Below are 25,481 nucleotides of genomic sequence, written 5' to 3'. Positions count from 1 at the left end.
ATAGAAATTGATAGTATAATTTTTGATAATATAAACGACATAGGAATGACAATTTAGGAACCGTGATTTGTGCCATCTGCTGCGCCAAGTCGAATTTGTTATCACTAAAATTAGCTATATATTTCAACAAATCAGATAAATTTATGTTATTTATGAAGAATTATACATATCAAAAATCCTTTCTTATTATAGGAATATTTCCATCTAATTTACGAATTGTCATCTGAAGGCGAGATGTAACTGTGCGGAAAAACATTCCACTTTGTTGACATTTTTTAAAATTATCGTCTGTCTTAATTTTAAGCGCTTCTCCCGCTGCTTGTCCAATGGAGCTCATTTCAAGCCATGCCTTGTCAACATCGATGCCGACTGATCTAGCAGCAGCATCCGCCGCACGCAGAACCTGCTGCGCCTCGGATAAAGTAACTGTCGGCTTGAAATTAGGTTCAGATTGATCATTATATGCTTCTAAACATCCCCTAATCGCGAAATACATACCATACATAAACTTCAAATGACTAACGGCTTGCCCTCTCAAATCGGAAATAGTAGAATTAGTTGACTGTTCAACCTCTGAAAAGGCAGAGTCTGTAAAAGACACACAAATTATAATCCAAGCAAATATTGCAATTGACGTTTTCTTCATGTCATATTCCCGCACCGAGCTGTTTTTGATAGGTTGCGATTCTACATTCACTATCACGTCATGCCTGCCCATCGCGGTAGCCAAGCAAACGTAGTGCATTGAACACTACCACCAGCGTGGACCCCTCGTGCGCCGCCACGGCCGGGCCGATGCCGAGGCCAAATATCGTCGCCGGAACCAGCAACGCCACCACACCCAAGCTTATGAACACGTTCTGAAGGATGATGAAGCGCGTGCGGCGGCTTAGTCCGACCGCGAACGGCAAATGTCGCAGGTCATCCGCCATGAGTGCGACGTCTGCGGTCTCTAGCGCCACATCGGAACCCGCGGCTCCCATAGCGATGCCGACCGTGGCGTTCGCCATGGCCGGCGCATCATTGACCCCATCGCCGACCATCGCAACCTTGGCTTCCTTCCTCAGCTTTTGAATCGCCGCAACTTTGTCCTCGGGGAGCAGGTCGCCCCAAGCTTCGTCTAGTCCTAAATCTTTGGCGATGGCGTCGGCCACCTTCTGGTGATCGCCCGAGATCATGAGCATCCGAGTGATGCCAAGATCGCGCAGCCGCTTGAGCGCGTCGCGAGCGGCAGCCCGCGGAGTGTCCATAAGGCCGATGGCTCCGAGATCTCGCTCACCAATCCGCACAGCCATCGTAGTGCGCCCGGCGTCCCGCAGCTTCGCGATCGACGCCTTCACAGCTGGATTCAGCTGGGTAATGCCGTCTTGCCCAAACATCTCGGCCTTCCCGAGCCAGACCGGCTGCCCGGCAAATGTAGCGACCACGCCTCGCCCGGTGAGGCTTTTGAGTTCAGTCGCCTCCTCTATTTCTCGTCCTCCCAGCCGGGCTCGCCCGTCGCGAACGATTGCGGCGGCTAGCGGGTGATCGCTGAGCGCCTCTACCGCAACCGCTACTGAGAGGAGCTCATGTTCCGGAACCCCGTCGGCCGGCAAGACGTCGGTGATACGCGGTTTGCCCTCCGTCAGCGTTCCCGTCTTGTCGAATGCGATAGCGCTCAGCGAGCCCAGATTCTCCAGTGGCGCGCCGCCCTTCACCAGCACGCCGCCACGTGCCGCTCGCGCGACGCCTGACAACACCGCGCTCGGTGTAGCGATGGCTAAAGCGCACGGGCTTGCGGCGACCAGTACCGCCATGGCGCGATAGAAGCTTGAGCTGAATGGCTCGTCCACCACCACCCAGGCGAACAGAAGGAGGATCGCGAGCGCCAGTACCACGGGCACGAAGATACGTTCGAACGTCTCAGTGAACCGCTGGGTCGGTGATTTCTGCGTTTCCGCCTCGCTCACCATTTTCACGACCTTTGCCAGCGCCGTGTCGCTCGACAAGCGCGTCGCCTCCACCTCAATGGCGCCGGCACCGTTGATTGTTCCCGCAAAGACCCGCGAGGCAGAGCCAACCGTGTCGGGCCGCGCCCGTGCCTCAGCAACGTCGTCAACCGGGCGCTTGTCCACCGGGATACTCTCGCCGGTGACAGGAGCCTGATCGATGGCGGAGGAGCCCTTCACCAGGAAGCCGTCGGCAGGTAGACGCTCGTTAGGGCGGACCAGCACCACGTCGCCGATCACAAGTTCCTCCACGGGAACCTCCAAGGTGCCATCAGCGCGGCGCACCGTGGCCGTGCGTGGAGCGAGCTTGGCCAGGGCCTCGATCGCCTGCTTGGCGCGGCCCATGGCATAGTGTTCCAATGCGTGGCCTAGGCTGAACAGGAAGAGCAGCAGCGCGCCTTCCGCCCATGCGCCAAGCGAAGCCGCGCCCGCAGCCGCTACCAGCATCAGCGTATCGATCTCGAACCTGCGCAGGCGCAGATTGTCTATCGCTTCGCGGACCGTGTAGAAGCCGCCAAAGAAATATGCTCCAACGAAACACACGATAGGCAGCCAGCCGGGTGCGGCCGGTAATAGCTTCTCGATGGCAAAACCGACGACGAGCAGCGCGCCGCAGGCAAGAGAGAAGATTAGCTCAGTGTTCGGTCCGAGGATCCTGCCATGGGCATGATCGTGCTCCCCTTTTCCGTCCTTATGTTCTGACCTGGCATGCGTAAACATGACTGACCGATGATCATATCAAGCGTGAGAGGGCAGCCTATCCAGCCGTAGCGCGGCCGCATCCCTCGCGGCGATAGCCCCCATTTGAACGAGGGCGTTTCGGATTTCCTGCTCTGTTACCGCCTCGCGGTCGAATTCGACGCGTACGAGACCAGATGCACTGGCTTCGGCCTCCAATACCCCGGAAAGCTTACGCAGTTTCTCGGCAACGGTGCGCGCACGCCGTTCATGGGTGATCCCTTCCACCTGCCAAATCGCGTGACCGAACCGCTCGGTAATCTGCGCGCCAACGCTTTGGGCAAGTTCCCGGATGCGAGGTAAGCCGATTACCGTCGGGTCATAGTGGAGGCAGAGCTGCGCCGACTCGCCGCCAGCGACGTGCACATACTCAATGCCCGCGCGCTCCTGAAGCTCCGAAACGAGCCGACTCACACAGGAGTCTACAGCGTCGGGCACGTTTGGCAGAAGGATTGGAATGTCCAGTCGAAGCTTCTCGATCATCTTTGTAAGCTCCCCAGATTCACCAGCATCGCCCAACCCGACATCTGACAATAAAGACACCTTAGGGTTTTAATTCTGACTTGGATCTATCGCCGCCCTTCTTGGCTGCAGCAATGATTGCAACGAATTCATCGTGTCTTCCATCATGGTCGCGGACGTATTCGGCAATCTCGACTGCCGCGGACTGTTCGCACCACTCTACGATACGTGCTTGCTCACGATCTCGGTCGAATTCATAAAGTTGCCGAATTGCCTGCAGCGCACCCGCTCGCGCCATGTCAGCTGAACGGCGGACTACAAAGATCGATTGGTCAGCGGGCAACTCACCAACCACCTCTTGGCGTATATGATAGGTCAATCGAGATATATCACCATATTTTCCTGACGACCTCTCGGTTACATCTGGTATAAACTGAGAGCAATATATTGTAATATTCTGTATAAAAAAAGATCTAGTCAATATTGTTTCCAATATTTCGTTTCCATTAGCGAATCTGATATCGATGCATAACATATAAATACATGCGACAAATGCACATATAGATAATTTTTCTTTCACTATTTGTATCATTGCGTTAGTCCCAAGCTCGCATGCATTGATCATATTGAATTTTGCAATGAGTAAGCTCGTGCGGCCTGAAAGACCTATTTTTGTCGTAACATGAAGATTTATTCTTTGCACAAAACAATTTATGCTCTCCGACATTTGAATGTTCACAGCCTATTGCCGACGTTTGTGAAGTTTGCGCAGGCAGATAAAATGGGGTGAATTGCGTGCCCGCGGCGAAAGCCGCTCCGATGCAAATGCTATTTAACGCGATGCAAATGCACGCTGTAAAAATCGCCTTATTCATGATTTTACCTCCAAAAATTGGAATTTAGATGGATGAAGAGGGGCGAATATTCGTCCCTCTTCCTTCTTAATGACTCGGCTTAGCGCACCGCGCGATCGTTAAGCCACGGCGAGGGCGAGGGAATGAAGGTCCCTGGGGTAGGCGCCTGAGGGCGGCTCATCTGCACCTTAGGCGAGCCGCTCGTTGTCCCAGAAAGACGGCCGCCGGGATAACTTTCCTGCTGCACGTCAAGGAATTCATGTCGCTCTTGCTCCTCCACGCCGAGCGTCGACGGATACGGCTCTGCGAAAGCCGTAAGCGGAGGGAGGATGAAACTAAGAGCAACGACATAAATCTTCATGATTTAACCTCGAATGTCGAATTAAACTTGATTTATTTCATTTGTTTTCAACATTCGCGTAGCGAGGAGGGGGGATTTCTACGCCTAGGCCGACACCACTACGGGTCTCGTTCGCCCATTGCCCGCACACTCTCCACCCTGGGGGCCCCGACGACGCACCTTCATCGAAGGGGGAGACGTGCGGGCAAGCGTGGCACTCGCACCGCACCGCAGCGCAGGCCGGATTGCGGGTGTCTTCGTCACTCTGATGGTGGTTTTCATCCGTTAATGCGCTCGCTTCTAATGACATCGCGCTCGCGTTCCAGGAATACCCCGGAATACACAAGACTACGATCAGCATGAGACTTAGCAAAATGCTTCGGAGAAAGCCTCTCACACCGCCTCTCCCTCTTGATCGAAACGACCGAATATTGAATTCACCGGCTGGATTCCATAGTGCGTTGCTCGGACGGAACATCGCGCGTCTGGCCGGAACGGATAGATGTGCTGCGACCATGGGGCAACGGGTGAGTAACCCCGAGTTGGACGTCTCGAAAATCGTGCCTCTGCTTCTCACGATATGTCTTCGGTCGCGGATCGAGTGCCAGTGCCGGCGACGCGATGCCGAACACGAGCACGCACAAGGTGCCACGGGCAACGTAGTTCCACACAGTACTTTTCATGACACACTTCCTTATGGGGTGGTGAACTTGGCCTGACCGGACTTGCCGGCCGGGGTTTTAATGAGCAGCGTGACCGCCGTGCCCTTGACGATGGTTGAGGGCGCCTTGCCGGCCAGGGTCTGACCGCCTGCGGTAAGCTGGATAGTCTTGCGATCGGCGCCGGAGGCCAGCATGGCAGAACCGGTAAAGCCGGCGGTATCGACCGGCTTGCCTGCCTCATCGACTACGTGGAAGGTCAAGGTCTCGCCCGAGACGACAAGTTCGGCATGGACGCCGGCGACGTCTTCCAAGGGGCCGCCATTGGGACCCTTCTGCGCACCATGGGCATGCTGGGCGAGGGCGGGCCCAGCGGCAAGCAGGCTGAAAGCGACGATCAGGCTCTTAAGCACGGGTCTTTCTCCGATTTTGGGGCTAGGGGGATGGGGCTTCGGCCTGCGCCTCGGGGGAGGCCGCTGGCCTGGTCTCGCGCCGGAACAGCACGTAGAGCGCTGGCAGCACGAGCAAGGTGAGGATGGTGGAGGAGATGATGCCGCCGATGACCACGGTGGCGAGCGGCCGCTGCACCTCCGCGCCCGGGCCGGTGGCGATGGCCATTGGCACGAAGCCGAGCGAAGCGACCAGCGCCGTCATCAGCACCGGGCGCAGGCGTGTCAGGGCGCCGTCGCGCACCGCCGTCACCACGTCCCGCCCTTCCGCCCGCAGGCGCTGGATGAAGGCGATAATGACGAGGCCGTTCAGCACCGCCACGCCCGAGAGCGCGATGAAGCCGATGCCGGCGCTGATGGAGAGCGGCAGGTCGCGCAAGATTAGCGCCGCGATGCCCCCCGTGAGCGCCAGCGGCACGCCGGAGAACACCAGCAGCGCATCCGCTACCGAGCCGAAGCTCATGAACAGCAGCAGGAAGATGAGCAACAGCGCGATGGGCACCACGATGGCAAGGCGCTGTGTGGCCGAAACCAGCTGTTCGAACTGGCCGCCCCAGCCGATCCAGTAGCCTTCGGGCAGCTTCACCTTATCTGCCACCTGGCGCTGGGCGTCGGTGACGAAGGAGCCGAGGTCGCGGTCGCGCACGTTGGCGCTCACCACGATGCGCCTTTTGCCGTTCTCCCGGCTGATCTGGTTCGGGCCAGGGGAGACCGTGAGGTTGGCGATGGCGGACAGCGGCACGTAGCGGATCTGCCCGCCAGATCCGGGGACCCAAGCGGCCTGGACTGGCTTGGCCTCATCGCTCGCCGCAGGGGGAAGCGGCACCGGCAGCGCGCGCAGGGCCTCGATGTCGGTGCGCAATTCCTCCGGCAGGCGCACCACGATGTCGAAGCGGCGATCGCCCTCGAACAGGGCGCCGGCCTCGCGGCCGCCCACCGCGATCTCCACCAGTTCCTGCACGTCGGCGACGCTTACCCCGTAACGGGCCATGGCCGCTCTATTGAGGGCGACCGTCAGCATGGGCAGGCCGGAGACCTGCTCGGTCTTCACGTCGGCGGCGCCCGGCACCGCCTGGAGCACGCTCTGCACCTGCCCGGCCACCTGCAGCAGCATGTCGAGGTCGTCGCCGAAGATCTTGACGCCCACATCGCTGCGGATGCCGGAGATCAGCTCGTTGAAGCGCAGCTGGATCGGCTGGGAGAGTTCGTAATTACTCCCCGCCACGCCCTCCGCCGCCTTCTCGATGTCGGTCATCACCGCGCTCTTGGACTTGCCGGGGTCCGGCCATTCGGCGCGTGGCTTCAGCATCACGTAACCGTCGGAGATGGAGGGCGGCATTGGGTCGGTGGCAACTTCCGCCGTACCGGTGCGGGCGAACACCTCCTTCACTTCCGGCACCTTCAGCAGGCTCTTCTCCAGCGCCTGCTGCATCTCCAGCGACTGGGTAAGGCTGGTGCCCGGCACCCTGAGCGCCTGGATCGCCGCATCGCCCTCGTCGAGGCTCGGAATGAACTCGCCGCCCATGCGGGAGGCGGCAAGGCCACTCGCAACCACGAGGCCGGCCGCGGCCACCGCCACCACGGCGCGGTAGTTGATGGCGGCATCGAGCAACGGCGTATAGAAGCGCCGCGCCCCGCGCATGATGACGTTCTCGTGCTCGGAGACCTTGCCCGTTACCAGCAGCGCGATGGCCGCCGGGATGAAGGTCATGGAGAACAGAGCCGCGCCGGCCAGCGCCATCAGGACGGTGATGGCCATGGGCGTGAACATCTTGCCCTCCACCCCCGTTAGGGTGAGCACCGGCAGGTAGACCACGGCAATGATCATGGTGCCGAACAGGCTCGGCCGGATCACCTCCTTGGAGCCGGCGAGGATGGTCTCGAACCGCTCGGCGCGGGTCAGGAGCCGGCCGCGCCGATGCTGCTCTTCCGCCAGCAGGCGTAGGCAGTTCTCGACGATGATGACCGCCCCGTCGATGATGATTCCGAAGTCGATGGCACCAAGGCTCATGAGGTTGGCGCTGACACGGTTCTCCACCATGCCGGTGATGGTGAAGAGCATGGCGAGCGGAATGACGAAGGCCGTCACCAGCGCCGCGCGGAAATTGCCGAGCAGCACGAACAGCACCACCACCACCAGCAGCGCGCCTTCCAGAAGGTTCTTCTCCACCGTGGCGATGGTGGCTTCCACCAGGTGTGAGCGGTCGTAGACGGCACGGGCGATGACGCCTTCCGGCAGCGAGCGGGAAATCTCCTCCAATCGCGCGGCGACACGCTGGGCCACGGTGCGACTGTTCTCGCCGATGAGGAGCATGGTGGTGCCCAGCACCACCTCTTCTCCGTTCAGGGTCGCCGCGCCGGTGCGCAGCTCACGCCCCTCGCGCACCTCGGCAATATCGCCTATCCGCAGCGGCGTGCCGCCCCGGCTGCCGATGACGATCTCGCGGATCTCGGCGGCGTCCGCCACCTGGCCCGGCGTGCGCACCAGATACTGCTCGCCGTTGCGCTCGATATAGCCGGCGCCCACGTTGGCGTTGTTGGCGGCCAGCGCCGTCATCACCTCGCGGAACGAAATGCGATTGGCCATCAACCGCGCCGGATCGGGCAGCACATGGAACTGCCGCTCGAAACCTCCGATGGTGTTCACCTCCACCACCCCCGGCACGGTGCGCAACTGCGGCTTGATGATCCAGTCCTGGATGGTGCGTAGGTCGGTGGGGCTGAAGGGCTGGCCGTCAGGCTTCTTCGCCCCGTCCCTGGCCTCCACCGTGTACATGTAGATCTCGCCAAGGCCCGTGGACACCGGCCCCATGGCGGTCTCCACCCCCAGCGGAAGCTGGTCCTTCGCCTGCTGGATGCGCTCGTTCACCAACTGGCGGGCGAAGTAGATGTCGGTGCCATCGCGGAACACGACCGTCACCTGGCTGAGGCCATAGCGGGACAGCGAGCGGGTGTATTGCAGGCCGGGCAGGCCGCCCATGGAGGTCTCGATGGGAAAGGTGATGCGCTGCTCGGTCTCCAGCGGCGAGAAGCCGGGCGCCGAGGTGTTGATCTGCACCTGCACGTTGGTGATGTCGGGCACCGCGTCGATGGGGAGGCGCGTGAAGTTCCAGGCCCCGAAGGCGCCGATGGCGAGGCAGAACATGACCACCAGCCAACGCTGGCGGATGGAGAAGGCGAGGATGGCGTCGATCATCGCGCCCCCTCCTGAGCCTGAGCTTTGCCTGCCTCACGGATGCGGGCGAAGCGCTCCACCGGCGTAACGAAAACCACTCCGTCACCGCGGTGTCCGGTCCACCCAGCGCGCGTGAGGGTCGAGATCACTGCCTCCACGACGCCGGCACGGCAGACGATCTGCAACTGGAGATGGCGCTGGTAGGTGAGGTCGTATTCGCTCGCCACATAGGTGCCGCCGGCACCGCGGCCGCGACCTTGGCCGCGCGCTTCGGTGAAGGTAAATCCCGGGAATTCAGGTAGCTCGTGCAGGGCTCGCACCACGCGCCCTTCAAGATGAGGATGAATGAAGGCAGTGACGAGCCGCAGGCCGTCGTCCATCGCGCCGGGGGACGCCTCAGTGCTCATGGCTAGCGCTCCCTTTGGCGAGTTCCGCCTTCACCACGAAGCTGTTTCGCGCGGCGTAGACATCACCGGGCATGAGCCCGAACAGCACCTCGGCCCATTCCGCATCGCGATCACCGATCTCCACATCGCGGGGGGCGAACGCGTCACCGTCGCGCACGAACACGACGGTGCGGTTGTCGATGGTCTGAAGCGCGCTGGTTCGGACCGCGAGATCCACCGGCTTCTCAGTCAGGGTGATGGTGCCCACGGCGAACAGGCCGGGCCGCAGCCGCATGCCGTCGTTGGGAATGACCGCCCGCGCCAGCGCGGTCTGGGTGTCGGCTGATCCGATGGGCGAGACATAAGCCACTCGGCCGTCGATGACCTGCCCACCGTCCTCCGGATCGATGGCGACCTTATCGCCGGCACGCACCCGTGGAAAATCGCGGCGATAGACGGAGAGATCCACCCATAGAGTCGAAAGGTCGGCCACCACGAAAGCCGGCTTCTGTTCGGAGGCGTATTCGCCAAGCCCGACTTGCCGGTCCACCACCGTGCCGGAGATCGGCGCCTTCATGTCGTAGGTGGTGAGGCTCTGGTTGCTTTCGACGACCGCGAGAACGTCGCCCTTGGCCACCTTGTCGCCGATCCGCTTGCGGATCTCCCGGACGATGCCGGGAAAGCGCGGGGTTACCTGGACCACGTTTTCCTGATTGGGCTGGACCAAGCCATTTAGGCGTAGCTTCTGGCGAAGCGTCCCGGGGCTGGCCGTCTCCAGGCCGATGCCGGCAGCAGCAAGCCTGGTGTCGTCCAGTTCCACCCCGCCCTCGGCATGTCCGCCTCCCTCTTCTCCATGCCCACCCTCCGCACCATGTCCGCGCTCAGCGGCTAGGCTGCCCGAAACGGGAGCGTTGCGGTCCTGGAATGCGTACAGCGCCCCCGCGCCGGCCAGCAGGCCGATGAGGAGCATCGCCACGTCGCGTCGCGCCGTGCGGCTCATTTGGCTTTTCCTTTGTTGAGATTCACCGGCCGACCCGTCAGCCCTTCGAGGGTGGCGAGTGCGGTGTGGAACGAAACCAGCGCATCGAGCTCGCGCAGGGCGGCGTCGGTGAGGGTGGACTGGGCGTCAAGCAGTTCCAGGAGCGTGTAGCGGCCTTCGGAATAGCCGGTCTCTACCCCCTCGAAGGCAGTCCGCGCGCCTGGAATGGTGCTGCCGCGCAATAGCGCTATTTCGTCGAAGGCCGCCCTCATCCCGTCATGGGCCCGGCCAAGCTGGGAGATGAGGGCATTGCGGGCGATGGCTTCCTCCGCTTCGGCCCGCAGCATCTGTTCGTTCGCCTCGGCGATGCCGCCGTCATTGCGGTCGAACAGGGGGATCGGCATGGACAATGAGAAGCGCATGCCGCTGTCAGCGGTCTCGTTGTAATGCCGGTAGCCGACCCCCAGGGTCACGTCCGGCACCGACTTGGCCTGTGCCGAGCGCAGGTCCGCCTGCCGCTGGGCGCGCAGGGCGGTGAAGCGGGTGAGCTGCGGATTGCCCAGCGCCTGCTTGACAAGCCCCGGCAGTGGCGGGGGGGCGCTGACCTTCAGCAGGTTGCCGGTCGCCCGCCCGAACCTTGCCTCCTGAAGGCCCATGAGCAGCGCGAGTTCCCGCCGCGCGGTGCCGAGCGCAGCGCGGGCTCGGTCCAGCTCCACCCGGGCGAAATCGGCGGCGACACGGGCGCGGGAAATCTCGGCCGGGGAGGAAGCGCCGGCCTGGACGCGGTTCTGCAGCAAGGGAGCGAGCCGCTGGATCGCCGCCACCTGCGTCTCAAGAATCTGGGCGCGCTGCTGCGCCCCGAGCACGGCGGCGAAGGCGGCGGCGGTATCCGCCAGCACCTGCAGGCGGATCGCCTCCCGCTCCCAGCGCGCCACGCCGACCCCGGCGCCGGCGGCCGCCAGCCGCGCCTCGCGCTTGCCGCCCAGCTCTACCAGTTGGCTGATCTGGATCGTCTGCTCGGCAAGGTCCAGCCCCTGGTAGGAGCCCGAGCCCGCCGCATTGTCCACCTCTAGGGAGAGGTTGGGGTTGGGCAGGGCCCCGGCCTGGGTATTGCGGCCGGCTGCGATGCCGATGTCGCGTTCCGCCGCCGTGAGGCGCGGATTGGCGGCAAGGGCGCTGGCGAGGGCGCTTGTGAGGGTCAGCGGACGGGCGGTTTCGGCGCGCGTCTGCGACGCGTGAAGCAGCGCGAGCGCTGCCCCAAGCGCAAGCGCGAGGGCACGAGGCGACATGATCTGATCCAAAGTCTGATGGCGGATCGCCGACGCGGGGCGTCAGCGCGCGAGCAGAAGTCGGATCAGGCGCGCGGGGGGCGGATGTCTGCGGGAACGGAGCGGCCGGCGCTCAGGCGCGTGGGCGCTACCTCCGACGTGGATGGCAGACGCAGGGCCTCGCTTGCTGCCGGAGTATATGGCACCACCATGGAGCAGCCATGGCAGTCATGGTCCGAGGCAGGCTGGGGCTGGGCCGGGTCATGCGCGGCGCCGAACACCTTGGCATCCGTAGCGGCGAGGGAGGGGTCCGCAACGGATGCCTCGACGGGCGACAGGTCGGTGCTCGACACACCGACGCCCGTCAGCGTAACTGAGGTCCCAGCCAACTCTCCCAGAGCGCCGTCCACATCAAAGATGTGATGCGCTGCCAGTGCGCTTGCGAACGGCCCGGCCACAAGGCATGCCACCACGACGACCGACACGGCGCGGCGGAACGCCGGACCGGTGATCGACATGAGGACTTTTGCCAAGACGCGAAGCATGGACCATGAGAGACCCCAAGAGCCGCGATGTGTCAAGTCTTTCGGAAGCGCTGCGTCAGCGTACCCGAAAAGCTTGGGAGATCGCTTGAATTTCGGCCGATCCCAAGGTTTTCGCCCTGGCCGTTATGAAATTGACATTGTCCGTGATCGGAAAGCGTCTCGATCACCCTGCACTGTGCCACGTGGCCGTGGGCGCAGCCGTCGACCATGCGTTGAAGCTCCGCCTCCAGCGCCCTTAGCGCGGCGATGCGGCTGCGCACCTCGATCAGCCGCGCGCTGGCGATCTCGTCCGCCGCCGCGCACGACTGCTCGGGCCGGTCCTGCAGCGTCAGCAGGGTGCGGATAGCCTCGATGTCAAAGCCCAGCTCGCACGCATGGCGGATGAAGGCCAGCCGCTGCAGGTGGGTGGCGCTGTAGAGGCGGCGGTTGCCCTCGGTGCGCGGCAGCGCCGGCATCAGGCCGATCTCCTCATAGAAGCGGATGGTGGGCACCTTCACCCCGCTTAAGCGCGCCGCCGCGCCGATGGGCAGGAGGTCGGGAAAATTTTCGGACGACGGGCCGGACATTGGGGCTTGCTCCTCTAGTGACTAGAGCATCTAGGATCCGCAGCGTGACGCAAAGAAAGGCCGCATCATGACCGCTCCTCTCGTTCAAAGCCGGTTCCGGGTGACCGGGATGGACTGCGCCTCCTGCGCCGCGAAGATCGAGGGCACCACGCTGCGCATCGCCGGCGTGGCGGAAGCCGAGGTCTCGGTGGCGGCCGGCACGCTGGTGATCCGCCACGCCCCGGACGCCGACCTTGCGCCCCTCGCCGGGCGCCTTTCCCCCATGGGCTACGCCCTCGCTCCGCTCGCGGCCGGCGGCGGGCAGCGCAAGGCACACGACCATGGAGAGAGCTGCGCGGGGCACGATCATTCCGACCACGACCATGCGGGCCACGACCACACCGGCCACGATCACGCAAAGCACGACCACGCCGAAACCGGCGGCCACGACCATGGTGCTGTCCCCGCCGCCGAAGGCAGATGGTGGTCCACCGGCAAGGCGCGCCTCACCCTCCTGAGCGGCCTCGCTTTGGTTGCGGCCTCCGGCATCGGGACCTTCGTCCCGGCGGTGCAATCGTGGCTGTTCCTCGCCGCCATGCTGGTGGGCCTCGTGCCCATCGCCCGGCGCGCCATCGCGGCCGCCGCGAACGGCATGCCCTTCACCATCGAGATGCTGATGACCATCGCAGCGGCGGGCGCCGTGGTCATCGGCGCGGCCGAGGAGGCGGCGGCGGTGGTGTTCCTGTTCCTGGTGGGCGAATTGCTGGAAGGCGTCGCCGCCGGCCGGGCGCGCGCCAGCATCCGCGCGCTCACCGCGCTGGTGCCAAAGACCGCATTGGTGGAGCGCGACGGCGCCACGGTCGAGGTGCCCGCCGCCAGCCTCGTCGTGGGCGAGGTGATCCTGGTGCGGCCCGGCGACCGGATTTCCGCTGACGGCCTCATCGTCGCCGGCGAGAGCGGCATCGACGAGAGCCCGGTGACCGGCGAGAGCGTGCCGGTGCGCAAGGGGCCCGACGCCACCGTCTTCGCCGGCACCGTGAACGGGGAGGCGGCGCTGCGCGTGCGCGTCACCGCCACCGCCGAGGACAACACCATCGCCCGGGTGGTGAAGCTGGTGGAGGAGGCGCAGGAAAAGCGCGCGCCCACCGAGCGGCTCATCGATCGCTTCTCGCGCTACTACACCCCCGGCGTGGTGGTGGTGGCGGCGCTGGTGGCGGTCATCCCGCCGCTGCTGTTCGGCGGGGCGTGGGATGCCTGGATCTACAAGGGCCTTGCCATCCTCCTCATCGGCTGCCCCTGCGCGCTGGTGATCTCGACCCCGGCCGCCATCGCAGCCGGCCTCTCCGCCGGGGCGCGGCGCGGGCTGCTGCTGAAGGGCGGCGCCGTGCTGGAGACGGCGGGCAAGGTCACCACCGTCTGCTTCGACAAGACCGGCACCCTCACCGCAGGAAAGCCGCAAGTGACGGACGTGATCGCCTTCGCCCTGCCGGACGCCGAGGTGCTGCGCCTCGCGGCAGCGCTGGAGACCGGTTCGAGCCACCCCCTCGCCAAGGCCATCCTTGATCGCGCGGCAGCGGACGCCATCGCCATTCCCGTGGCGGAAGCCGCGCAGGCGCTGGGCGGCAAGGGCGTGTCGGCGCAGGTGGAAGGACGCGAGGTGTTCCTCGGCTCGCCCCAGGCCGCCGCCGCGCGCGCGGCCCTGTCGCAAGAGCAGGCCGACCGGATCGCGGCATTGAACGACGCCGGCAAGACCGTGTCCCTGCTGGTGGCCGACGGCGCCATCGCCGGGGCCATCGCCATGCGCGACGAGCCCCGCCCCGACGCCCCCGAGGGCCTTGCCGCGCTGAAGCGGGAGGGCATCCGCACGCTGATGCTCACCGGCGACAACCGGCGCACGGCGGAGGCTATCGGCCGGCAGCTGGGCATCGAGGTGCGTGCCGAGCTGCTGCCGCAGGACAAGCTGCGCATCGTCGGCGAGCTGCAGCAAGAAGGCGCGGTGGTGGCCAAGGTGGGCGACGGCATCAACGACGCCCCGGCGCTGGCCGCCGCCGACATCGGCATCGCCATGGGCGGCGGCACCGACGTGGCGCTGGAAACGGCGGATGCCGCCGCCCTCCATGGCCGGGTGAAGGACGTTGCCTCCATGATCGCCCTGTCCCGGCGCACCATGGGCAACATTCACCAGAACATCGCCATCTCGCTGGGGCTGAAGGCGGTATTCCTCGTCACCACCATTGCCGGCATCACCGGGCTGTGGCCCGCGATTTTGGCCGACACCGGCGCCACCGTGCTGGTGACCCTGAACGCGCTGCGGCTCCTCTCCTGGGGGCGTGGGTGACAGGGCGGGCAATTCGCAGCGAAGCCCGGCTCTTCATTCCAGACCTTGATAGCTCAACGCGCGCGAGTCTCTTGCTTCAGATCTTTTTGAGCACGGCGGTTACGAATATGAGGCTGCCCGCGAAGATCAGGCCCGCTATTGCGCTCGGTGGCCGGCGATGGCGGAGTATACCTTCACACTAGAACTCTTCTTCGATCCTTCGCCGCCCCCGACCACCCAACCAAGACAGTTGCTCGCGATAATTTTTTCCTCCACAAATGAGGGTAAGAAAATTATCGTGGGAGCGATTCGATGGCTGCGGTTCGCGTGCTTGCCGATCATCCTGAAGTTGACGCTCGCCTCGCCGAGTTCGGCGTCACGCGTCAGGAACTGCTTGAGGTCGTGCGCGGCGTGGTCGCTGCTCGCTCGGACGCGACGTTGGACGATCCCGCCTCGGCCGAAGGGCTGCTAGCGTATATCTATGGCACCCGCTATGTGCGGCAGGTCTTCCTGGCCCACGAATGGGTCCGCTACCGCGAGAACAACGTCGAATCGGTCAAACATCCCGACCGGCCGCTGAAGGTCGTGTACCAGAGCGTCGATCTCGCGGCCGACACGCTGCACAAGCCGCAGGCAGTGTCCGGAAAAGGTTCCGGTGCTGACCGCATCATTGCGGTGGGACAGGCGGGACTGTTCCCGGAGGAGGAGATGTCAGCGGCGCAGGATCAGAGCCTCGCGGAGCTCCAGACCGGCGTATGGTTCTTCTGCGTGTCGGTTCAAGGTGGTGATGTCCGTGCCGAGCTGTCGCTGCCTTCGGGCATTTCCGGCGGCAATTTCGAGGGCTTTATCGAGCGCATCTTCATCCTCGGTGGTGGTGAATGGCCGGCGGATGTCATCGTTGATAGCGATCGTCCGGATGGCATCGAGTTCGAGCCTGCTGTTTTGCGTCGCTAGGCCATGTTCAACATTGGCAGAATGGAGCTCGCGCGAAAGCGGCAACGGTTGACCGCCAAGGCTCTCGCCGAGCGGGCTGGCATATCGCCGGTCACCTTGTCGCGTGTCGTCAACGGGCAGCAGATTCCGGATGAAGACACGGTCGACGGCTTGGTGCGCGCGCTGGGATTCCCGCGGGAGTTCTTCTTCCGGGACGACGCGGCTCCGATCAGCGCTGATGCCGCCAGCTTCCGGAGCCTCACGGCGATGTCGGCGCGAGAGCGCGATGCGGCGCTCGCCGCCGGCTCACTGGCCTTCGAGATGTCAGCCTGGGTGCGGGAAAGGTTCGTTCTGCCTCAGCCAGACCTGCTCGACCTCAGCCATGAACGCGATCCCGCTGGAGCCGCACGTGCGCTGCGCCAGCATTGGGCGATCGGCGAGCGGCCGATCTCGCATATGATCAAGCTGCTTGAGACGAAGGGCGTTCGCGTCTTCTCGCTGGCCGAGAACACGAAGAATGTGGATGCCTTTTCCTGTTGGCATGATGGCGAGCCGTATGTCTTCCTCAACACCTTCAAGACCACAGAGCGCAGCCGGTTCGACGCCGCTCATGAGCTGGCTCACCTCGTCCTGCACAAGCACGGCGGTCCCAATCAAGGGCGCGCTGCCGAGCTCGAGGCACATGGGTTTGCATCGTCGTTCCTGATGCCTCACGACGACGTCGTGGCGACGATCCCATTCGTCCGAAGTCTCGATCAATTGGTGCTCGCAAAGAAGCGGTGGGGCGTGTCCGTAGCGGCACTCGCGCACCGGCTTCACCGGATCGGCCGGATCTCCGATTGGAACTACCGGACCTTCTGCATCCAGATAAACAAGCGGTTCGGCACAAACGAACCTGACGGTCTCCCGTCGGAGCGATCTGCAATATGGCACCGTGTCCTCACGGAGCTTTGGCGGGAAGGCGTGACACGCCGGCACGTTGCGGCCCGCCTGGATATCCCCGAGGCAGAACTCGACAATCTGCTGTTCGGGCTTACCGGCGATGTGAATCCGCCATCCGTCGGTGGTTCATCTCTCCGGCTAGTTCCGTGATTGAGCCCGGAAGTGTCGCGGATTCCATCGAGCGGCCACGCCCCGAGCTCTCTTCGTATGGCGTGGTCTCTTTGCGCTTGAGGCTACCGCTGGAGGTGATCCTGCTTGGCGCCGCGTGACCATCCCCGAGATGTGATCCGGCGACGGCAGTTCCGATGCCTTTCCTTCGCCGGGTGCGTGCGTGCGCGACGCACTCACTCATCCTGAGAAGGGCAGCGACGTCCATTTGCCACGAACCTGTGACAGCTTCGTACCGCTGCTCGCATTCCCAGAACGCCTCGCCTATGACATGTTGCGCTGCATGAAGGTCGCCACTTGGCTCCACAGGCTGCTCCCGATCCTTGCGATCGTAGGGCTTGTTGCCGGATCGTTCACCGCACCGGTGAACGGGGCCGCCATGGCGGCCGCCGTTGATATGTCCATGCCCGAAATGGCGGACGACATGCCGTGTTGTCCGCATGAGACGCCGGCGATTCCCGACTGCCAGAAGACCTGCCCATTGATGGCATTGTGCATGGCCAAGTGCTTCTCGGTGGCACCAATGCTTTCACGCCTGGCCTTCGTTCTGCGGGCCGAGGGCGATGCCCTCCGCCCGGGCAGTGACGTCATGGGCGACGCGCTCGCGATAGAGCCCCCAGCCCGACCTCCGCGAACCTAGAACATCGCCGGCGTTTGCGCGCCGGTTCGTGCCGCCCCCGCGAGGCTCGGGCGGCCGAGAGCGCGTGGCCGTAGGCCGCGCAACGCCGGGCCATGCGCACGGCGCTCCGATGAATCTAGGATTTTCAAACTATGACGACCTCTTCTATGAAGCGCGCCGCTGCGGCGGCGCTCGTGGCCGCGCTTTCCGTCGCGGCTCTCTCATCGGCGCGTGCCGACATCACGGACTACGAGTTCCGGCTCGTTCAGACGGACATCAAGCAGGGCAACGGCGCCATCGTCGCAGTCCGACTCGTCGACAAGCGATCCGGCAAGGCGGTCCCCGACGCCGTCATCTTCGCGACCCGGATCGACATGGCGCCTGACGGCATGGAGACGATGGCAGCGCCGATCGAGGCTCTGCCGTCGACCGAGCCGGGTGTCTATCGCTTCAAGACCAATCTGATGATGGCTGGCGGCTGGCGGCTTTCGCTCGGTGCCAAGATCCAGGGTGAGACCGGCACGATCGAGAACAAGCTGGTCCTGAAGGCCGTACCGTGAAACGGGTCGCCCTTACGGGCCTCGCCCTCGCCGCCGTTGTGGCGGCGGGGGCCGGAGGCTACTGGGCTGGCATCCGGGGTCTTCCGGTGGCCGGCCTGCGCGAATGGCTTGGTGTCGAGGCGACCCTTGCGGCGGCTGAGCCGACCGGCACCGGAGCGGTGATCTATTATCAGGATCCCGACCGCGAGCCCGCCTATTCGGCAACGCCACGCCGGACCGGGGATGGCCGGGCTTTCCGTGCCGTCCGCGCCGGCGAGGATGTCAGCTTCGAGGACAGGCCGCCGGCGACGGCCGAGGCGACCGGGCAGGCAGGCCCGCGACGCATCCTCTACTACCGCAATCCGATGGGTCTGCCGGACACCTCGCCGGTGCCGAAGAAGGATTCGATGGGGATGGACTACATCCCCGTCTATGAAGGCGAGGATGATGGCGGCTCGGTCGTGCGGGTGTCGCTTGGAAAACTCCAGCGGACCGGCGTGCGATCCGAGCTGGCAGCGCAGCGTGTCGTCGGCAGGCTGGTGCGGGTGCCGGGAACCGTCCAGCTCGACGAGCGGCGCATCTCCGTGGTCGCCACCCGGAGCGACGCTTTCATCAACGAGGTGGCGAACGTCACCACGGGCGACCGGGTGACGAAGGGCCAGATGCTGCTCCGGCTCTATGCGCCGGACATTGCCACCGCCGGCGCCCAGCTCCTCACCGATCTCAACATTGGCGGCCGCGACAGTGCTCTCGGAGGCGCCCGCCAGCGCCTGGAGAATCTTGGCCTGCCACCCGAGGCGATCGCCGAGATCGAGCGGACGCGCAAGGTGCCGCTGTCGATGACGTGGCGTGCGCCGCGCGATGGCGTCGTGCTCGAACGCAATGTCGTCGACGGCATGAAGGCAGCGCCGGGTGATGTGCTGTTCCGCCTCGCGGACATTTCGACCATCTGGGTACTGGCAGATGTGCCGGAGTTCGATCTTGGGGCCGTCCGGCTCGGCGCGCCGGTGACGATCCGGGCTCGAAGCCTGCCGGGACGCACCTTCGAAGGACGTGTGTCGCTGATCTATCCGCAGGTCGGTGAAGCAACGCGGGCCACGCGAGTGCGGATTGAGATCGCCAATCCCGGCGGTGTTCTGCTTCCCAATATGTATGCCGAAGTGGAGATCGGCACAGGCGATGCCGCGCCGGTGGTTGCTGTCCCCGATAGCGCGGTGATCGACACCGGCACGCGGCAGGTCGTGATCATTGATCGTGGAGAGGGCCGGTTCGAACCGCGCGAGGTGAAGATCGGCCTGTGCGGCGAAGGCTTCACCGAGATCCGCGAGGGCATTGCGGAAGGCGACCGTGTCGTCGTCGCGGCGAACTTCCTGATCGACGCCGAAAGCAATCTGAAGGCGGCATTGCGCGGCCTGACACCGCCGCAGGTGCAGCCATGATCGCCCGCCTCATCGGCTGGTCCGCCCGCAACCTCGTGCTGGTCTTTGTCGGTACGGTGTTCGCCGTCGCCGCCGGGCTTTATGCGCTGAAGACGCTGCCGCTCGACGCCATTCCCGACCTCTCGGACGTGCAGGTGATCGTCTACACCGACTATCCCGGCCAGGCGCCGCAGGTGGTCGAGGACCAGGTCACCTATCCGCTCACCACGGCGATGCTGACGGTGCCGAAATCGAAGGTGGTGCGCGGCTTCTCCTTCTTCGGCGTCTCCTTCGTCTATGTGATCTTCGAGGACGGCACCGATCCCTATTGGGCGCGCTCGCGCGTGCTGGAATATCTCAATGCCGCCGCGCAGCGCCTGCCGGCGGGGGTGACGCCGACGCTGGGGCCGGATGCGACCGGCGTCGGCTGGGTCTACCAATACGCCGTCGTCGCCAAGGAGATGACGCTCGCCGAGCTGCGCTCGCTGCAGGACTGGGTGGTCCGCTTCGGTGCCTCCAAGGCGGAGGGCGTCGCCGAGGTCGCCAGCGTCGGCGGCTTCGTCAAGCAGTATGCGATCGTGGTCGATCCGAACCGGTTGCGGGCGCTGGGCATCCCGCTCGACCGGGTGCGCGACGCCGTCAAGGCGAGCAACAACGATGTCGGCGGCCGCACCGTCGAGCTCTCCGAGTTCGAGTTCATGGTGCGCGGCCGCGGTTATCTCCGAGGCATTGCCGACATCGAGAATGTGGTGCTGAAGACCGATCGTGGCGTGCCGCTGCGGATAAAGGATGTGGCCCGCGTAGAGATCGGGCCGGATGAGCGACGCGGCATCACCGAGCTCAATGGCGAGGGCGAAGTCACCAGCGGCATCGTGCTGCAGCGCTTCGGTGCCAATGCGCTGACCGTGATCGAGAACGTCAAGGCGCGGCTTGCCGAGATCGCCTCCAGCCTCCCCAAGGGCGCCGAAATCGTGCCGGTCTATGACCGATCCGAGCTGATCGGCCGGGCGATCGAGACGCTGAAGGGCACGCTGATCGAGGAAAGCATCATCGTCGCGCTGGTCTGCGTGGTGTTCCTGCTGCATCTGCGCAGCGCGCTGGTCGCCATATTGATGCTGCCGGTCGGCATCCTGATGGCGTTCGCGGCGATGAAGGCGATCGGGCTCGGCTCCAACATCATGAGCCTGGGGGGCATCGCCATCGCGGTGGGCGCCATGATCGACGCCGCCATCGTGATGATCGAGAACGCCCACAAGCATCTGGAGCGCGCGCCACCGGACAAGCCGCGGGTCGAGATCCTGATCGAGGCGGCGAGCCAGGTCGGTCCGGCGCTGTTCTTCAGCCTGCTGGTCATCACCGTCTCCTTCCTGCCGATCTTCACGCTGGAATCGCAGGAAGGCCGGATGTTCGGCCCGCTCGCCTTCACCAAGACCTTCGCCATGGCGGCCGCGGCCCTTCTATCGGTGACGCTGGTGCCCGCGCTCATGGTGGTCTTCGTGCGCGGCCGGATCATTCCGGAGCACCGGAACCCGATCAACCGGTTCCTGATCTGGGTCTACCGCCCGGTCATCCGCGGCGTCCTGAAGGCCAAGACGCTCACCATCCTCGTCGCGCTTGTCGTGCTCGGGGTGACGCTCTGGCCGGCACGCCAGCTCGGTTCGGAGTTCATGCCGAGCCTCGACGAGGGCACGTTGATGTACATGCCGACCACCTTGCCGGGCATCTCCATCACCAAGGCCGCCGAGCTGCTGCAGGTGCAGGACCGCATCATCAAGAGCTTCCCGGAGGTGGCTTCGGTCTATGGCAAGGCCGGGCGAGCACTGACCGCGACCGATCCGGCGCCGACTGAGATGTTCGAGACCATCATCAATCTGAAGCCGAAGGGCGAATGGCGGCCGGGCGTCACCATCGACAGCCTGAAGGCCGAGATGGACCAGGCGCTGCAATTCCCCGGCGTGTCGAACGCCTGGACCATGCCGATCCGCGCCCGCATCGACATGCTGGCGACCGGCATCCGCACTCCGGTCGGGGTCAAGGTGTTCGGCACCGATCTCGCCCAGATGGAGCAGAGCGCCCGCGAGATCGAGCGGGTGCTGCGGTCCGTGCCGGGCACGTCCAGCGCCTATGCCGAGCGCGTGATCGGCGGCTACTATCTCGACATCGTGCCGGACCGGGAAACGCTCGGCCGCTACGGCCTGGCCGTCGGCGACGTCCAGAGCGTGATCGCGACCGCGCTCGGGGCCGAGACGGTGACGACCACGGTGGAGGGGCGCGAGCGCTATGGCGTCACCATCCGCTATCCGCGCGACTTCCGGAGCGATCCGCAATCAATCGCCCGCGACGTGCAGGTGCCGCTGCCGGGCGGCGGCACGGTGCCGCTCGGCGAAGTCGCCAAGGTCGAGCTCACGCGCGGCGCGACCTCGATCCGTACCGAGAACGGCCAGCTCGCGGTCTATGTCTTCGTCGACATCGCCGGCCGCGACCTTGGCGGCTATGTCGCGGAGGCTCAAGCGGCGGTGGCGAACGAGGTGAAGCTGCCGCAAGGCACCTACGTCTCGTGGAGCGGCCAGTTCGAATATCTGCAGCGCGCCGAAGCGCGGCTGAAGATCGTCGTGCCGGTGACGTTGCTGGTCATTTTCCTGCTCCTCTACCTCAACTTCCGGGCCCTGACGGAAACGCTCATCGTCATGCTGTCGCTGCCCTTCGCACTGGTGGGCGGCATCTGGCTGATGTGGTGGCTTGGCTTCAACATGTCGGTTGCCGTGGCGGTCGGCTTCATCGCGCTCGCCGGCGTCGCCGCCGAGACCGGCGTCATCATGCTGATCTATCTCGAGCAGGCGATGGCGGAACTGAAGGCCGAGCGGGAGGCGGAAGGGCGGCCTTTCACTCGGATCGACCTCCACCAGGCGATCATGCTCGGTGCCGTCGAGCGGGTGCGGCCGAAGATGATGACGGTCATCGCCATCACGGCCGGCCTCGTCCCAATCCTGTGGAGCACCGGCACCGGTTCGGAGGTGATGCAGCGCATCGCGGTGCCGATGATCGGCGGCATGGTCTCGTCGACGGTGCTGACGCTGGTCGTGATCCCCGCTGTCTATGGACTGATCAAAGGCTGGCGGTTGCCGCGGACCGTCACCGCCGACGAGAGGGCAATCGAACAGGGGCCAGCCGGCCTCAAGGCTGCCGCCAAATGAGAGGAGGTTCCAATGATGCACGACATGATCGGATCCATGGGATGGGGCATGGGCCTTGCCGGCCTGATCGGCATCCTCGTCTTGGTGCTGGTGATCGCCGCCCTCACGAAATACGTCTTCTTTCGGTGAGGAGCGTCATGCGCAGCTTCGATCGGAAGCCGGACGCGAGGAAACAGCCAGCGAAAGGAGAAGCGCCGTGACAGCCGAGCTTTTCGCAGCACACCGTGAGTTGGTGATCGGCGCCACATAGGCGACTTCTATGCTCGTGCTATCGCGCCTCTGGGCGGCCGAGACATCGCACAAGATGACCGTGACCCGCGATCCGAACTGTGGCCATCGTAGCGGTTGGCTTGCCTATGTGAGGGCAGTCGGATTTCCGGACCTGATCGAGGCAGCCAACCTCGCGCCCCTCAAGGCTAGACTCGGCATGCCCCGATTGCCTGATCTTCTGCGATATGGCGGAAGTTGGCGCCCATGTTGCGGAGAGGAGGAAGCCCTTCTCGACGTCAATTGGCAATGGCCACCAATTGTAGCTTATGCTATTTATATGCGACTAATTCGCATTTGCAGAAAGCGATGCATATGATCAAAGTGCCAGCTTGGTTACGTAAACGGCTGAGCCGGCGCGTGGTGCTGGGAGGCGGGCTAGCGGCTGCCAGCGGCGCAGCGATAGGTATGACTGGTGCTCTAGCGCAGTCAGGACACGCTTCGCATGCAGGAACTGTCGGCGCTGAAGCAAAGCTGGCCTCAGCCCACAGCGGACCCCATGGTGCGATGATCACGGTGGGCGAGGTCGACGAAGCTCGTAATGGCTTCGATCCGACCAAGCTTCTGACCGACTGGGATAGAGGCACTGTGTCCCAGCTTCCGGATGGGCGGACGCTAAGAACCTTCGAGATCACCGCCGAGGACAAGGAGATCGAGATCGCCCCCGGCATCATGTTTCTGGCCTGGACCTATAATGGCCGGGTGCCCGGCCCGTCACTGCGCGCGACCGAAGGTGAGCGGCTGAGGATCGTCTTCAAAAACTACGGCTCGCATCCTCATTCGATGCATTTTCATGGCATCCATGCGGCGCGGATGGATGGCGTTCCAGGCGCAGGGCTAGTCGCTCCGGGCGAGGAGTTTGTCTACGAGTTTGATGCACTGCCTTTCGGATGTCACCTCTATCACTGTCACGCTCTGCCGCTGAAGCGGCATATTCACAAGGGCATGTACGGAGCCTTCGTCATCGACCCGGATCCCACTCGCCATCCCGAATATGAGGCAGTTGCCCGCTCACGCCTGCTCGGCACGGCGGAGAATGCCGAGTGGCAAGAACTCGTAATGGTTATGAATGCATTCGATACCAATTTCGACGGCAAGAACGAGGTCTATGCTGTCAATACGGTAGCCCATGCCTATGCAAAAAAACCCATCAAGATCCTTAGAGACAAACCGGTTCGCGTCTACCTTATCAATGTGATCGAGTTCGATCCGATAAATTCTTTTCATTTGCATGCTAATTTCTTTGAATACTTCAATCAAGGCACGACCTTGACCCCGACCCTGAAGACCGTCGACCTCATCACCCAATGCCAAGCCGAGCGCGGCATCCTTGAGTTCCATTTCACGGAGCACGAGCCCGGTCTCTACATGTTCCACCCGCATCAGTCGGAGTTCACCGAACTCGGTTGGGTGGGCATGTTCGATGTCGTGGAGACCGTATCATGAACCAAGCTGGGCGGCCCCCTTCCAATGCTGCGACAACACTTCCAGTCGGGCGTCCGGGTCGAGCCTCGTTGTTCTGGATCGCTATCCCGTTTACCGTGCTTGGTCTCGCGATGGCGTGGTTGATTGGGACCGATCCGTTATCGAGCTTTCGCAACGGCGCACCGCCGGTCGAGAAGCTGACCTTCGAGCGGACGATCCTAGGTTCCGATGGAGTTCGCCTACTGGTCCGTGCCGGCGGCTCGCAACCCATGACGATCGCCCAGGTCCAGGTCGATGACGCCTATTGGCAGTTTACGCAGACACCGCCGGGTCCGATCGCCCGCGGCGCGACCGCCTGGGTTCAGTTGCCGTTCCCTTGGGTGGTCGGCGAGGCGCACGGCGTGAAAATCCTCACCAACACCGGCGCCACGTTCAAGCGTGAGATCCCCGTCGCGGTTGCGACACCGACCGTGGATTCGATGAGCTTCGTATCCCAGGCTGCCCTTGGCGTCTTTGTCGGCATCCTTCCCGTCGCTATCGGCCTCATGTTCTACCCAGTTCTCCGTGGCGTTGGCCGCAACGGCATGGACTTCCTACTCGCATTGACGGTGGGGCTTCTCGCTTTCCTCGTGATTGATGCAGTTGCTGAAGCGCTCGAACTTGCCGGCGAGGCCGCCGCCTTGTTCCAGGGACCGGTGATGGTCATCCTCACCACTATGGGGAGTTTCCTCTTGCTGATGGCTGTCGGCCGCAGCCGTGGCACACCGACCGGGCTGGCCCTATCGACCTTCATTGCGCTGGGGATAGGATTGCACAATCTCGGCGAAGGCCTTGCCATCGGCGCTTCTTTCGCCTCCGGAGCGGCGGATCTCGGTATTTTTCTGGTGCTCGGCTTTACGTTGCACAACATCACGGAAGGCATCGGCATTGCCGCGCCGATACTGAAAGTACGCCCACCACTTTGGACCTTCGCCGGGTTGACGCTGCTTGCGGGCGGACCAGCCGTCGCAGGTCTGTGGATCGGCAGCCTTGCCTACGCGCCGCAGTGGTCGGCGCTAGCGCTGGCGGTCGGTGCCGGGGCTATCCTTCAGGTGATTGCGGAAGTCGGATCGCTACTAGTGCGCAGAAGCGGCGAGACTCATGTTTCGTTCTTCACGCCAGCCGCAATGACGGGGCTCGCCACCGGCGCGGGCCTGATGTACGTGACCGCGATGCTCGTAAAGATCTGAACGCTTCAAACATCCTCACTTGTAGAGGTGAGGCGGATCATC

17 protein-coding genes and 2 pseudogenes are annotated in these 25,481 nt (G+C 63.7%); 9 read left to right on the top strand and 10 right to left on the bottom strand.

Annotation, left to right across the window (positions count from 1 at the left end):
• Positions 1–169: 169 nt before the first annotated feature.
• The 10 genes and pseudogenes from FZ033_RS19195 to FZ033_RS19150 form a co-directional block, all read right to left on the bottom strand.
• Positions 170–646: a hypothetical protein gene (locus FZ033_RS19195; RefSeq protein ID WP_188079577.1), complete on the bottom strand. Its 477-nt coding sequence runs from the start codon at positions 644–646 to the stop codon at positions 170–172.
• Positions 647–704: 58 nt separating this feature from the next.
• Positions 705–3,209, bottom strand: a pseudogene (locus FZ033_RS19190) (heavy metal translocating P-type ATPase).
• Between the two features lie 61 nt (positions 3,210–3,270).
• Positions 3,271–3,915: a hypothetical protein gene (locus FZ033_RS19185; RefSeq protein WP_149577670.1), complete on the bottom strand. Its 645-nt coding sequence runs from the start codon at positions 3,913–3,915 to the stop codon at positions 3,271–3,273.
• Positions 3,916–5,076: 1,161 nt separating this feature from the next.
• Positions 5,077–5,454, bottom strand: a complete 378-nt coding sequence (locus FZ033_RS19180; protein WP_149577669.1) for a hypothetical protein — start codon at positions 5,452–5,454, stop codon at positions 5,077–5,079.
• 22 nt (positions 5,455–5,476) lie between these two features.
• On the bottom strand, positions 5,477–8,686 hold the full coding sequence (locus FZ033_RS19175; protein ID WP_149577668.1) for an efflux RND transporter permease subunit: 3,210 nt from the start codon (positions 8,684–8,686) through the stop codon (positions 5,477–5,479).
• The gene (locus FZ033_RS19170) at positions 8,683–9,072 is read right to left on the bottom strand and encodes a P-II family nitrogen regulator (protein WP_149577667.1); all 390 of its coding nucleotides are present in this window, start codon (positions 9,070–9,072) and stop codon (positions 8,683–8,685) included. Before FZ033_RS19170 ends, FZ033_RS19175 begins: the two co-directional genes overlap by 4 nt.
• On the bottom strand, positions 9,062–10,051 hold the full coding sequence (gene ihpB / locus FZ033_RS19165; RefSeq protein ID WP_149577666.1) for a divalent metal ion exporter adaptor subunit IhpB: 990 nt from the start codon (positions 10,049–10,051) through the stop codon (positions 9,062–9,064). Before ihpB ends, FZ033_RS19170 begins: the two co-directional genes overlap by 11 nt.
• Positions 10,048–11,319, bottom strand: coding sequence for a TolC family protein (locus FZ033_RS19160; protein ID WP_149577665.1), 1,272 nt, complete (start codon positions 11,317–11,319; stop codon positions 10,048–10,050). The genes ihpB and FZ033_RS19160 overlap by 4 nt, the downstream gene beginning before the upstream one ends.
• A gap of 65 nt (positions 11,320–11,384) precedes the next feature.
• Positions 11,385–11,816, bottom strand: a complete 432-nt coding sequence (locus FZ033_RS19155) for a hypothetical protein (protein WP_149577664.1) — start codon at positions 11,814–11,816, stop codon at positions 11,385–11,387.
• 158 nt (positions 11,817–11,974) lie between these two features.
• Positions 11,975–12,409 (bottom strand): annotated as a pseudogene (locus FZ033_RS19150) (MerR family transcriptional regulator); the annotation flags it as partial.
• Positions 12,410–12,476: 67 nt separating this feature from the next.
• Between FZ033_RS19150 and FZ033_RS19145 the strand changes: the two are divergent.
• The 9 genes from FZ033_RS19145 to FZ033_RS19105 all read left to right on the top strand — a co-directional run bounded on the left by FZ033_RS19145 (position 12,477) and on the right by FZ033_RS19105 (position 25,439).
• Positions 12,477–14,726 (top strand): heavy metal translocating P-type ATPase, encoded by a 2,250-nt coding sequence (locus tag FZ033_RS19145; protein ID WP_149577662.1) that lies wholly within the window; start codon positions 12,477–12,479, stop codon positions 14,724–14,726.
• A 291-nt stretch (positions 14,727–15,017) separates the two neighbouring features.
• The gene (locus FZ033_RS19140; protein ID WP_149577661.1) at positions 15,018–15,659 is read left to right on the top strand and encodes a hypothetical protein; all 642 of its coding nucleotides are present in this window, start codon (positions 15,018–15,020) and stop codon (positions 15,657–15,659) included.
• Positions 15,660–15,662: 3 nt separating this feature from the next.
• Positions 15,663–16,730 (top strand): helix-turn-helix domain-containing protein, encoded by a 1,068-nt coding sequence (locus FZ033_RS19135; protein ID WP_149577660.1) that lies wholly within the window; start codon positions 15,663–15,665, stop codon positions 16,728–16,730.
• Between the two features lie 181 nt (positions 16,731–16,911).
• Positions 16,912–17,388, top strand: coding sequence for a hypothetical protein (locus FZ033_RS19130; RefSeq protein WP_232847562.1), 477 nt, complete (start codon positions 16,912–16,914; stop codon positions 17,386–17,388).
• Between the two features lie 131 nt (positions 17,389–17,519).
• Positions 17,520–17,927 (top strand): FixH family protein, encoded by a 408-nt coding sequence (locus tag FZ033_RS19125; protein ID WP_149577659.1) that lies wholly within the window; start codon positions 17,520–17,522, stop codon positions 17,925–17,927.
• Positions 17,924–19,345: an efflux RND transporter periplasmic adaptor subunit gene (locus tag FZ033_RS19120; protein WP_149577658.1), complete on the top strand. Its 1,422-nt coding sequence runs from the start codon at positions 17,924–17,926 to the stop codon at positions 19,343–19,345. The genes FZ033_RS19125 and FZ033_RS19120 overlap by 4 nt, the downstream gene beginning before the upstream one ends.
• The gene (locus tag FZ033_RS19115) at positions 19,342–22,518 is read left to right on the top strand and encodes an efflux RND transporter permease subunit (protein ID WP_149577657.1); all 3,177 of its coding nucleotides are present in this window, start codon (positions 19,342–19,344) and stop codon (positions 22,516–22,518) included. Before FZ033_RS19120 ends, FZ033_RS19115 begins: the two co-directional genes overlap by 4 nt.
• Before the next feature lie 582 nt (positions 22,519–23,100).
• Positions 23,101–24,231, top strand: a complete 1,131-nt coding sequence (locus tag FZ033_RS19110) for a multicopper oxidase domain-containing protein (RefSeq protein WP_149577656.1) — start codon at positions 23,101–23,103, stop codon at positions 24,229–24,231.
• Positions 24,228–25,439, top strand: coding sequence for a ZIP family metal transporter (locus tag FZ033_RS19105; RefSeq protein ID WP_149577655.1), 1,212 nt, complete (start codon positions 24,228–24,230; stop codon positions 25,437–25,439). The genes FZ033_RS19110 and FZ033_RS19105 overlap by 4 nt, the downstream gene beginning before the upstream one ends.
• Positions 25,440–25,481: the final 42 nt, after the last annotated feature.

The sequence above is a fragment of the Xanthobacter oligotrophicus genome (assembly GCF_008364685.1).
Classification (GTDB): Bacteria; Pseudomonadota; Alphaproteobacteria; order Rhizobiales; family Xanthobacteraceae; genus Xanthobacter; species Xanthobacter oligotrophicus.
Note: the sequence above shows the minus strand (reverse complement) of the source record. Positions and strands in the feature narration are given on the sequence as shown.